The organism is Algoriphagus boritolerans DSM 17298 = JCM 18970 (assembly GCF_900108085.1).
GTDB classification, from domain to species: Bacteria; Bacteroidota; Bacteroidia; order Cytophagales; family Cyclobacteriaceae; genus Algoriphagus; species Algoriphagus boritolerans.
This window is the reverse complement of record NZ_FNVR01000021.1, coordinates 62,956-75,168: the sequence shown is the minus strand read 5'-3', so window position 1 is coordinate 75,168 and position 12,213 is coordinate 62,956. Positions and strand designations below refer to the sequence as shown.

10 protein-coding genes and 1 pseudogene are annotated in these 12,213 nt (G+C 43.0%); 6 read left to right on the top strand and 5 right to left on the bottom strand.

Annotated features, from left to right (window positions below):
* Positions 1-234, top strand: a pseudogene (locus C4S61_RS15975) (IS4 family transposase); the annotation flags it as partial.
* Between the two features lie 73 nt (positions 235-307).
* Here C4S61_RS15975 and C4S61_RS15970 read toward each other — a convergent pair.
* The 3 genes from C4S61_RS15970 to parS all read right to left on the bottom strand — a co-directional run bounded on the left by C4S61_RS15970 (position 308) and on the right by parS (position 2,494).
* Positions 308-1,336: a hypothetical protein gene (locus C4S61_RS15970; RefSeq protein ID WP_103925807.1), complete on the bottom strand. Its 1,029-nt coding sequence runs from the start codon at positions 1,334-1,336 to the stop codon at positions 308-310.
* Positions 1,337-1,592: 256 nt separating this feature from the next.
* Complete coding sequence (locus tag C4S61_RS15965) at positions 1,593-1,994, bottom strand: RES family NAD+ phosphorylase (protein WP_103925806.1); 402 nt, start codon at positions 1,992-1,994, stop codon at positions 1,593-1,595.
* The gene (gene parS, locus C4S61_RS15960; RefSeq protein WP_103925805.1) at positions 1,994-2,494 is read right to left on the bottom strand and encodes a type II RES/Xre toxin-antitoxin system antitoxin; all 501 of its coding nucleotides are present in this window, start codon (positions 2,492-2,494) and stop codon (positions 1,994-1,996) included. The genes C4S61_RS15965 and parS overlap by 1 nt, the downstream gene beginning before the upstream one ends.
* A gap of 230 nt (positions 2,495-2,724) precedes the next feature.
* Between parS and C4S61_RS15955 the strand changes: the two genes are divergently transcribed.
* From C4S61_RS15955 to C4S61_RS15935, 5 genes are all read left to right on the top strand, one after another.
* Positions 2,725-5,517, top strand: a complete 2,793-nt coding sequence (locus C4S61_RS15955) for a 2-oxoglutarate dehydrogenase E1 component (protein ID WP_103925804.1) — start codon at positions 2,725-2,727, stop codon at positions 5,515-5,517.
* Positions 5,518-5,613: 96 nt separating this feature from the next.
* Positions 5,614-7,152, top strand: a complete 1,539-nt coding sequence (gene odhB / locus C4S61_RS15950) for a 2-oxoglutarate dehydrogenase complex dihydrolipoyllysine-residue succinyltransferase (protein WP_103925803.1) — start codon at positions 5,614-5,616, stop codon at positions 7,150-7,152.
* Between the two features lie 102 nt (positions 7,153-7,254).
* On the top strand, positions 7,255-7,608 hold the full coding sequence (locus tag C4S61_RS15945; RefSeq protein ID WP_103925802.1) for a four helix bundle protein: 354 nt from the start codon (positions 7,255-7,257) through the stop codon (positions 7,606-7,608).
* A gap of 51 nt (positions 7,609-7,659) precedes the next feature.
* Complete coding sequence (lpdA, locus tag C4S61_RS15940; protein ID WP_103925801.1) at positions 7,660-9,057, top strand: dihydrolipoyl dehydrogenase; 1,398 nt, start codon at positions 7,660-7,662, stop codon at positions 9,055-9,057.
* An 85-nt stretch (positions 9,058-9,142) separates the two neighbouring features.
* Entirely contained in the window at positions 9,143-9,916 is a 774-nt protein-coding gene (locus C4S61_RS15935) for a Rossmann-like and DUF2520 domain-containing protein (RefSeq protein WP_103925800.1), read from the top strand.
* Here C4S61_RS15935 and C4S61_RS15930 read toward each other — a convergent pair whose 3' ends face one another.
* Both C4S61_RS15930 and C4S61_RS15925 read right to left on the bottom strand, forming a co-directional pair.
* On the bottom strand, positions 9,917-10,771 hold the full coding sequence (locus C4S61_RS15930) for a pirin family protein (protein ID WP_103925799.1): 855 nt from the start codon (positions 10,769-10,771) through the stop codon (positions 9,917-9,919).
* Positions 10,772-10,846: 75 nt separating this feature from the next.
* Positions 10,847-12,142, bottom strand: coding sequence for a Zn-dependent hydrolase (locus C4S61_RS15925; RefSeq protein WP_103925798.1), 1,296 nt, complete (start codon positions 12,140-12,142; stop codon positions 10,847-10,849).
* Positions 12,143-12,213: the final 71 nt, after the last annotated feature.

Below are 12,213 nucleotides of genomic sequence, written 5' to 3'. Positions count from 1 at the left end.
AACGGAATCAAAATCCAGATATGGGTGGCCCTGATCCTAAATCTGCTGTTCACGGTGCTTCATAAACGGGTTAAGGAAGCCGAGGACTTTTCCACCATGGTGATGGTGGCGGCGAAAAATCTATGCTCTTATGTCAGCCTTGAAAAGTTTCTGCTTCACACAGAGGCCTATTTTAAAAGTATATTTCAAAAGGATCTTAAAAATGTACAAACAGAATTGTTCTTCTCTGGATAGGGGGTGCTTTTTGAAACGAATAAAAAAAGCCCTCCAAAATTAATCTGAAGCACTTTTTCTGTACTTTGTGGAATTAGTCGGACGACAGTAATTTAATTTTAGAATCTAGACCTTGCAAGACCAAATCAAACTTAAGGTCAGGATTTAGGTCAATCGCCAATTTGTTTGATGAAGGATTGGGATAAAGGCTAAATGACCCAAAATTAAAGAAGGAAACATTCCTGGTAGACAAAACTGTAGAACCATTTCTAGCAGTTAAAGAAAAGCTGATGCTTCCTCCTGATACCATATTAAACGTAACATAATTTCCAGACGTGTTAAAAGTAGTTACACTCCCTGAAGTTCTCTGCCAAGTGAATGATGTTGCATTAGGACATGTTACAGTTGAGGTTACATTGCCTGTGCTTATTTGATTTGTAGTATTTAAATTAATCCCAGTACTACTTCCGATATTATAGGTTCCTTCCAAACAAACATTCGTTTGAATGGTAAGGCTTAACTCCTGAATTTTTGGTGCACCACATCCAGAATTTATGGTAAGTCTCAACTTAGCCGTGCCGCTATGGGTAGGTGTTAGCGTTACCGTCGGTTGATTTGATACAGAGGAAATAAATACTTTTGATAGACCCTCTACTATTGACCAACTATAAGTCACGCCAGGCTTGGATTGAATAGTAAATGAGACAGGTGATGTTCCCACAATATTATTGTTTCCAAGAATTGAACCGACATAGGCCCAAAATTGTGGCTGGCCTAATACCAATCCATTTAAATGATAAAATGATGAGTCGCGTCTATGCGCGACTAATGGCCCATTTGAGCCATACTTTGAAATATATCTAAATTGGCCTCCTCCAATATTTTCCTTAGCTGCAGAATGATCCCCCTCTACAGAAAGATCATAAAAAATTAAATCTCCATCAGATTCATTACAGACTCTGACATATTTACCACTGTCTTGATAGCTAGCTGGAGATTTTATTCCCTTTGGATTCGGACAGGTGTAAACAGGAAGAAAAGGATTATTCCAACCGGGTGAAATACAGTTATCCTCAAAATAAGCCATAACAAACCCCATGAGAGTTATGATAAGCAGAGACATCACAATTTGAAAGCTTCTTGGATCCAAATTGAGCCAATCCTATTTTCCAATACGTGTCAGATTGATCCGAGTAACAACCAGCCTGAGAAAAACCCATTTTCCAACTTCCAAAAATCAAACAAATTAAAAATAGCTGTTTCATAAAATAGAATTTACTGAAAGTAAAAAGGAAAAACCTAAAGTCAAAGTTTTGATAATAAAATTATTGTAGCCTTGAATCAAAAGGAAAATCTTTATGGCCAACAATCTTTATGGCCTAGAAGTCCAGATGATGAGGATTGATTAGAAAATTAAAGTCCCCCGGAACAACTGCCGATGGAACTTTAAGAACACAGTTTTTCCGCTCAGCCACAAACCCATCTCCAATTTTCTGAGTGTCCAGCAAATGAGGGAAGCTGTTCCAAATTGGAGGTAAATCATCCATTGTCAAGGCGGAAAGAGAAACAGATATCGGTATCTCAATCTCCACCATCACATAATCCTTAGGCAAAATGGATAAGGAAAGGTGAACTGCCACCTCGGCCATCGCCAAAGCCCGACTGTCTGCACAATAAATCAACTCTGTTCCTTTGGAATTCCATCGATTTCCGGAGAGTGCAGCTCCTTTGCCAGATAGTTCTATCCCGTATTTTTTTCGGATGAGTCGAAAAACTCGCATCAGACAAATATCCCTTGATCTATACGATGGAGCTCACTAAGAACCATTTCCTTGCCATAGGAATCTCTCAGCAGCTCGATCGGTCGTCTATTACTGAGTGCATGGCTGCTGGCATTGAGCCAAGCCGCAAAATCCTCCTGCGAATCAAAAACTTCCAAACCTACAGCCGTCACTTCCACTAGCTCTATGATTTTCTCAGAATGTATCGATCTGAAGACATAATCAGATTCTTTTTTGTAGCGCTGAAGTGACTTTAAAGAAATATCCAAAAAATCAGACCATTCCTGATCTGAAAAAGGTGCCATTTGCTTGATTGACATAAATAGTGAAGTGGGAATGCCCTGACGAATCACATCCATCACCATCATCCGATCCGAAAAAAATCTGGTCAATGGGACACCCTTTAGAGTAGGATGCCGGGAATATCGAGGTAAACTCCTCACATAAGTAGCCATCTCCTCGGCCACCGTGTCTATTCTAATATTCTCTGAGTCGCTCATACCATAGAAGTTTGTCTTTAAATTGACGACATTTTTCTAAGGCTATTCTATTTTGATTGATTTTTTTCCAATTATTCTTTTAAAGTGGGCTACCACATGACTAGCAACCCTTTTTTAACAACAAAAAGAAAATCTTATTTGGTACTAAAATATATATTTGGACAAGCAAATAAACAATTTTTGATTGCGGGTAATTGGGTCTACCTTTGCCTTGTTCTCAAAAACTACCCATGGATAAATTCTCATACATTGCGAATGCTCACGTGACCTACATCGATGAGTTATACGCTTCTTACAAAAGTGATCCAGCATCAATAGACCCAAGTTGGAAAGAGTTTTTTGACGGTTTTGATTTTGCCTTGGCAAATTACGGTCAGGATGAAAACGGATCTGAAGTGACAAAACCTACTTCTCAGCCTGCCCCTGTAAATGGTTCTTTGGCAACTCCAGGTACAATTATGGACATGGAGCAGCTTCCAAAGGAAATAAAAGTTCGGGCGCTCATCCATGCCCATCGCTCCAGAGCTCACCTCAGATCCAAGACCAACCCGGTTCGGGAAAGAAGAGACCGAAAGGCTCTGATCGATCCAGAAGACTTTGGATTGGGTCAGGAGGATATGAACACAGTATTCCAGGCCGGGAATGAAATAGGAATCGGAACGGCAAAACTTTCTGTTATCCTCGAATCCTTAAAGACCATTTACGAAGGCCCAATGGGCTTTGAATATCTGTATATCCGAGATCCGGAAATGCTGGATTGGTTTAAAACGAAGGTGGAAAAAGAAGCCTTGGCTTTCAACCCTTCCGAAGAGGACAAGAAGCGCATTCTTTTCAAACTCAATCAGGCGGTGGTATTTGAAAACTTTTTGCACACCAAATATCTCGGACAAAAGCGCTTTTCATTAGAAGGGGGAGAAAGTACTATTCCATTTTTAGATGCAGTCATCAATGTGGCTGCTCAAAACGGCGTGGAAGAGGTAATGATCGGAATGGCTCACCGAGGGCGATTGAACGTTCTTGCCAACATAATGGGCAAAACTTATGAGCAGATTTTTTCTGAGTTTGAAGGCACAGCCAAGCCGGATCTGACCATGGGCGATGGCGATGTGAAATACCACATGGGCTATTCCTCCGATATTGTCACTCCGGACAAAAATAAAGTACACCTTAAACTTGCGCCAAATCCATCTCACCTTGAGGCAGTAAATCCTGTCGTAGAAGGATTTATTCGTGCCAAAATCGACCACGCGCACAAGCATGACGCGACTAAGGCGCTCCCAATCCTTATCCATGGAGATGCTGCTGTAGCAGGACAAGGCATCGTCTATGAAGTAACTCAAATGGCAGGTCTGAAAGGGTACAATACAGGTGGAACCATCCATTTTGTGATCAATAACCAGGTTGGCTTTACCACTGACTTTGACGACGCCCGTACTTCCATTTATTGTACCGATGTAGCTAAAATTATCGATGCACCGGTGATCCACGTCAATGGGGACAATGCCGAAGCTGTTGTTTTTGCAGCAAGGCTCGCTGCTGAGTTTCGTCAGAAGTTTAGCAAAGACATCTTTGTGGATATGGTATGCTATCGTCGTCACGGACACAATGAGTCTGACGAGCCTAAATTCACACAACCGGAACTTTACAATATCATCTCCAAGCATCCCAACCCAAGAGAAATTTACATCAAAAGATTAACTGAAAGAGGAAATTTCGATGCGAAGATTGCCGCTCAGATGGATGAAGAGTTCCGCCAATTGCTCCAGGATCGACTCAATATGGTGAAAGAGAAGCCTCTTCCGTATCAAGCGACTAAGTTTGAACGAGAGTGGGCAAACCTGAGAAGGTCTAAACCGGAAGATTTTGAGTCTTCACCAGAAACCAGCATTTCCATCGAGGCTATCGAAAAAGTAGCAGAAGCCCTGACATTTGTGCCGAAAGGATTCAAGCCGATTAAGCAAATCGAGGCTCAGATGAAGCAGCGAAAAGACATGTTTTTTGAGTCCAAAGAATTGAACTGGGCATCGGCAGAGCTGTTGGCTTATGGCTCACTGCTTTTGGAAGGAAAAACAGTTCGATTGACAGGCCAGGATGTGCAGCGGGGTACCTTTTCGCACAGGCATGCCGTGATTCACGATGCCAACACCAACCAACCTTTCAATTCCCTTTTGGAATTGAAAGACAGAAAAGGGCAATTCCACATTTACAATTCCTTACTTTCAGAATATGCAGTATTGGGTTTTGAATATGGCTATGCCATAGCAAATCCAAACTCCTTGACAATCTGGGAAGGACAATTTGGAGATTTTGCCAATGGGGCACAGACGATGATCGACCAGTTTATCTCCTCCGGTGAATCCAAGTGGCAAAAGATGAACGGTTTGGTGATGCTCTTACCGCATGGCTACGAAGGCCAAGGACCAGAGCATTCCAACGCTCGTCCGGAGCGATTCCTGCAGCTTTCCGCAGAATACAATATGGTGGTAGCCAACATCACGGAGCCATCTAACTTCTTCCACTTACTGAGGAGACAATTGACTTGGGAATTTAGAAAACCTTGCGTCGTGATGTCACCTAAGTCACTTTTGAGACACCCGAAAGTCGTTTCTCCACTTTCTGAATTCACTTCCGGCAAATTCAGGGAAGTTCTTCCTGATACCAGCGTCAATCCAAAAGATGTGAAGCGAGTGGTGCTTTGCTCCGGAAAAGTATTTTATGATCTGGAAGAAGCTCGTGAAAAAGAGAAAGTGAAAAACGTGGCCATAATTCGGATTGAGCAGCTACATCCACTTCCTAAAAACCAAATCCTTGAGGCGCTCAAAAGCTACAAAAACGCCGAAATCGTTTGGGTACAAGAAGAACCTGAAAACATGGGTTATTGGAACTACCTGTTGAGATTGCTATACAAAGAACTCCCAATGAGCCTAATCGCCCGTAAACCAAGTGCTTCACCAGCTACCGGATATCACAAAGTCCACGTAGAAGAGCAGAAAAACATTGTTTCTCAAGCGCTAAAACTTTAATCTTGATTACCACCCTGATTGATTTCGGGGTGGTTTTTCCATAAAAATCATACTAACCCTCCTCCCCAAATAACCAGAAAGGAAAAACATAGCACCATGAGCAAAGAAATGAAAGTACCCACTGTGGGTGAATCAATCACCGAAGTCACCGTTGGGCAATGGTTTAAAAAAGACGGCGACCAGGTAGAATTGGATGAAATCCTGTGCGAACTGGAGTCCGACAAAGCAACTTTTGAATTTCCTGCAGAAGCCGCGGGGATATTGAGAATCAAAGCTAAAGAAGGGGATACCGTCGAAATCGGAGGCTTGATTTGTGTGATTGAAGATTCTGAAGGTGGTGAGAAATCTGCTCCAGTTGAAACTTCAGCTGCAAAAAAAACTTCCGCCGAAGCTCCTGCTAAAAAAGCTTTCGGTACCGGAGAAATCAAAGAAATGATCGTCCCAACAGTGGGTGAATCCATCACAGAAGTGACTTTGGCCAACTGGATTAAGCAAGACGGTGACTTTGTGACCTTGGATGAAATCATCGCAGAAGTAGATTCCGACAAAGCTACTTTTGAACTTCCTGCTGAGGCTACGGGCATTCTAAGACATGTTGCCAAAGAAGGCGATGTCATGGAAATCGGTGGACTGATCTGCAAAATAGAAGTGACTGACGCAGCCCCTGCCAAAGAATCTGCGCCTGCTGCATCTTCTTCCGCTCCCGAAAAAACCACCTCTTCAAACGAAAACTACGCAACAGGCCACGCATCTCCAGCAGCATCTAAAATTTTGGCAGAAAAAGGAGTGGCAGCTTCAGCAGTCTCCGGAACCGGAAAAGACGGAAGAATCACCAAGGAAGACGCGATGAATGCGCAAAAACCTGCTGAAACTCCAAAAACAGCGGCTCCAACAGCAAAAGCAGAGCCAACACCGGCACCTTCAATTCCTGGATCCAGAGAAGTAAGAAGGGAAAAAATGTCTTCGCTTCGAAAGACCGTTTCCCGTCGATTGGTTGCTGTGAAAAACGAGACGGCAATGTTGACCACATTCAACGAGGTAAACATGAAGCCCATCATGGACCTGAGATCCAAGTTCAAAGATCAGTTCAAAGAGAAACATGGGGTAGGCTTGGGCTTTATGTCCTTCTTTACAAAGGCAGTCTGCGTAGCCTTAAAGGAATGGCCAGCAGTAAATGCTCAAATCGACGGAAACGATCTGGTTTTCAACAATTTCTGTGACATCTCTATTGCAGTTTCTGCTCCAAAAGGTTTGGTCGTTCCTGTAATTAGAAACGCTGAATCGATGAGTTTTGACCAGATCGAAAAAGAAATTCTGAGATTAGCGGGCAAAGCAAGAGACAACAAATTATCGATCGAGGAAATGACCGGAGGAACATTCACCATCACCAATGGTGGAGTCTTCGGATCCATGATGTCGACACCTATAATCAATGCACCCCAGTCTGCCATCCTTGGAATGCATAACATCGTAGAGCGTCCGATTGCCGAGAATGGACAAGTCGTGATTCGGCCTATGATGTATGTAGCACTTTCCTACGATCACCGAATCATTGACGGAAGAGAATCTGTCAGCTTCTTGGTGCGCGTGAAGCAGCTGCTTGAGGATCCGACCCGGCTTTTGCTTGGTGTTTAAAATTTGTACATAGTACAAAGTACCATGTACCAAGTAGTTCTACCATTGATTGCGTTTTGGTAAATTGAATCATTTCAATTTTTAACCTAAACTCTACTAATCATGCATCGCTACAAAGAATTAAAAGTTTGGCAAAAGGCCATTGACCTAGCTGTTGAGGGATATCAAATAACTGAAAAACTTCCCAAAGAAGAACGATACGGGTTAATCAGTCAAATTAACCGTTGTGTAGTTTCAATTCCTTCAAATATTGCTGAAGGAGCGGGGAGAAATACCAAAAAAGATTTTGATAATTTTCCTGGAATTTCCTTAGGGTCTTCATTTGAATTAGATACTCAACTGGGGATTTCAAATCGGCTAGGATATGTTTCTTCTGATGATTTTGAAAAAATTGAATCGGAGCTTGAGCATATCCAAAATATGATCGCAAAGCTCAAGCAAAGTTTAAATGTATAACCTCGGTGTACTTGGTACTTGGTACCTCGTACATCGTACAACTACAAAAAAATGTACGACGTCATAGTAATCGGTTCGGGTCCAGGAGGATATGTAGCAGCGATCAGAGCTGCGCAACTTGGAATGAAAACCGCCATTATTGAAAAATATCCAACTTTGGGAGGTACTTGTCTCAATGTAGGCTGCATTCCGTCCAAAGCACTATTGGACTCCTCGGAGCATTACCACAATGCTGCCCATACCTTCAAAACCCACGGAATCAACAGCAAGGATTTGAAAGTCGATCTGCCTCAAATGATGGCCCGAAAGGATGATGTGGTAAAGCAAAATGTCGATGGAATCCAGTTTTTGATGAAGAAAAACAAAATTGATGTCCACCAAGGAGTGGGGTCTTTTGTAGATGCCAACACGGTGAAAGTGACCCAAGCGGACGGTTCTTCCACTGACATTCAGGGCAAAAACATCATCATCGCCACCGGATCAAAACCTTCTTCACTTCCTTTTATCAAACAGGACAAGAAGCGTGTGATTACTTCTACCGAGGCATTGAAAATGAAAGAAATTCCAAAGCACCTCGTTGTCATAGGTGGGGGAGTGATCGGAATGGAATTGGGTTCGGTCTATGGAAGAATGGGCGCAAAAGTGTCCGTTGTGGAATTTATGGACTCCTTGATTCCATCCATGGACAAAACCATGGGCAAAGAGCTTCAGAAGTCATTGAAAAAACTTGGCTTTGAATTCTACCTCAAGCACAAAGTTACCGGAGTAGAGAATCTTGGTAAAGAAGTTTTGGTAAAAGCTGAAAACAGCAACGGAGAGACCATTGAGCTCAAAGGCGATTATGTGTTGGTCTCTATCGGCCGAAAACCTTACACCGATGGATTAAATGCCGAAGCTGCTGGCGTAAAAATCACCGATAGAGGTCAGGTAGAGGTAAATGATCATTTGCAAACCTCTGTACCTCACATTTATGCGATTGGCGATGTGGTAAAAGGTGCCATGCTCGCTCACAAAGCTGAAGAGGAGGGAGTATTCGTAGCGGAAACAATTGCCGGACAAAAACCCCACATCAATTATCTGTTGATCCCGGGTGTGGTGTACACCTGGCCGGAAGTCGCAGCAGTGGGCTATACCGAAGAGCAACTGAAAGAGCAAGGCAGAAAATACAAGACAGGGAAGTTTCCTTTCATGGCTTCTGGTCGTGCGAGAGCTTCCATGGATACCGATGGCTTGGTGAAAGTATTGGCAGATGCCGAGACGGACGAAATTCTAGGCGTACACATGATCGGACCACGCACAGCCGACATGATCGCCGAGGCGGTTGTGGCGATGGAATTCCGCGCATCTGCTGAGGATATCGCCAGAATGTCGCACGCACACCCAACCTACACGGAAGCGTTTAAGGAAGCTTGCTTAGCCGCTACGGACAACCGAGCCTTGCATATTTAAGAATAAAAAAACGGAATTATACTGAAGCCATCCTGATTGATCGGGGTGGCTTTTTCTTTTTACTCAAAATTGGTTTAATTCCGTGATGAAGTTCAAAATCGCCATTTTAGGAGCAGGAAACGTGGCCTGGCATCTTGCACCAGCATTGGAAGATGCGGGTCACGAGATTACAGAGGTGTATGCAAGAGATCTTGAAAAAGCCAAACAAATCACAGAGCGGGTTTATTCTGCCGAACCCAAAGACGACTTGGACTTTTCGGAAAGTAAAGGAGAGATTTTTATTATCGCGGTCAAAGATTCGGCAATTCCTGAAGTGGCCGATGAAGTGATTTTGCCCGAAGGAAGCATTTTGGTTCACACCTCGGGCACGATTCCTTTGGACATTTTGGGATACAGTTCGGCGAGCTATACCGGTATTTTTTATCCACTCCAATCTTTTACCAAAGGAAGAAAAATTGAGCTCGACGAAGTTCCGATTTTGCTGGAAGCGGATGATGAAGAGACACTTCAAAAACTCAAAAAACTGGCAAAAAGCCTTTCTCCACTTACCTATGTTGTTCGATCAAAGGATCGGAAAGGAATCCATGTTGCAGCGGTTTTTGCCAGCAACTTCACCAATCACATGATTCGTATCGCAGAAGAAATTATGCGAAAACAGGGGGCAGATTTTGAAATGCTCAAACCGCTGATCATTGAGACTATTTCGAAAAGTCTTCAGCTTGGAGCCAAAAATGCACAAACCGGCCCGGCGATCCGAGAAGATTATGAAACCCTGGAAGATCACCACCAATTTCTCAGCTACAATGAATCGTTTGCTGAGATATATAAGTTGATCTCCCAGGATATTATTGACAGCTAATCAATGATTCCAGGTCCCGAATTTTCCGTTTTGGTAATCCGCGTAAGCTTCTTGAATTTGCTTTTGGGTATTCATCACAAAAGGGCCCTGAGCAACCATCGGTTCGTTAAACGGCAAAGCGTGACCTAAGATCAAAATCGCATCTTCCAGCGCTTCCACTTCAATTTTTTCTCCGGAATTCTCAAACTCAACCAAGTTTCTAAACATCACTTCAGATCCATTGACATTCAATTCTCCACGGACGATATAGAAAAAGATATTTTCCTCTGCAGCAATTTCCTTTTCAAACTTTCCTCCTTTTTCCATGTAAATCGTACTCATAGTAAGTGGAAAAGTCCCTTCGAAGGCGCCCTTCACCCCATTCCATTCTCCAAAGAGCTGCTGCGCTTTGACTTTTCCTCCGTCCAAATCCAAAGTTGGGATTTCTTCTTGCTGCAATCCCACGTAATTCGGAGTGATCATCTTTTTTGCCGCAGGCAAATTCAACCAAAGTTGCAAGATTTCTAAGTCGCCTCCATTTCTCTTAAAGTCGGTACTTGAAACTTCAGCATGAATCAACCCACTTCCAGCCGTCATGTATTGCACTCCTCCCGGCCCAATGACCGACTCATGGCCAGATGAATCCTTGTGCATGATATCCCCCTCCAAAATGAACGTCACCGTCTCCATTCCCCGATGCGGGTGGGGACCAAACGGTAATCCTTGATTTCGTTCAGGATAAGTCTGAAACCCATGATGATTTAAGAAAATAAAGGGATCGATCTGCTGAAGGCTACGTGTCGGCATGGGACTGTAGGTTACCAAATCGGCAATGGGTCTGTATTCTGCTTTATGTATTCGTTTGATAAGTCTCATGATGCATTATTTAGTGTATATACATTAAATACAATCTGAAGCAAAAAAGTTTACCTTACCTTAATTTTTCAAAGGTTATTTAAGCTTTTTGTCCAGTTCCAAAATTGTATTCAACAGGACATTGGCTCCATTAGCGATATCTTCTTTTGTCGAAAACTCCGCCGGAGCATGACTGATTCCATCTTTGCTTGGGATAAAAATCATCCCCATCGGTACTATTCGGGCCATTTCCTGCGCATCGTGACCTGCTCCACTTGGAAGACTTTTGGTAGAAAAACCCAACTTTTCTGCTTGGGATTTGATGATTTCCCGGATTAAAGGATCTGCTAAGGCAGGCTTACTGGCGACTTCAATATGCTTGATTTCCAATCCGATTTCACTTTCTGAAGCCAGTTTTTTTGCTCTTTTCTCAATCTCGGAATAGATCTCCCAGATTTTTTCAGAAGAGAGATCCCGGATTTCCAGATTCACTTTTACTGCTCCCGGAATCACATTTCCCGCTCCCGGAAAAGCCTGAATTTTACCTACTGTACCTACCTGATTTCCTTCGTAGCTAGTGACTATTTCATTTACTGCCAAAACGAATTTTGCAGCAGGAAGCATGGGGTCTTTTCGCATTTTCATTGGAGTCGTCCCGGCATGGTTTGCTTTTCCCAAGAAAGAAAACTCCCACCATTCTATCGCGACAATGCCCTCCACCACGCCAATATCAAGCTTTTCAGTGTAAAGATTCCCGCCCTGCTCAATGTGCAGTTCAAGAAATGAAGCCAGTTCTCCCTTGTTTCGCTTAAGTTCAGGAATTCGATCTGGATTACCACCCAGCGCTTTGATCCCTTCATATTGAGTCAGTCCACTAGAACTTACCACCTGCAAAGCTTCCTGGCTCAATGCCCCCACTAAAGCACGGCTGCCGACAACCCCCCCTTCTTCATTGGTAAAAATGATGACTTCCAGGGGGTGCTCGGTTTCAATACCATTTTCTGTCAAGGTCTTTACGACTTCAATTGCACCCAAACTTCCAATTGGACCATCATAATCCCCTCCATTTGGCACCTCATCGATATGCGAACCGAAAGCAATTGGCTTTAGGTTAGGATTTCTCCCGGCCTTTTTTCCAATAATATTTGCAGCAAAATCAACAGAAACTTCCAGACCTGCATCTTCCATTAATTTTTTCACATACTCCCGCGCCTCGATATCATGTTTGGTGAATGCCTGCCGGTCAGATCCACCTGCCTCATTTTTACCATAAGTAGAAAGCTTCATGAGTCTTTCATGCAATCGGTCAGAATTAATACTTATTTCTTGACTATACCCGCTAAATGGAAAAAAGAAAAGTAGAATAAGGAAGCTGAAAGGATATTTTTTCATTTTGTTAGGTTTCTATTCCATTCAAGATAGCATAAAAAAAGTCCCGCTTTTCAGCAAGACTTTCAAATCGT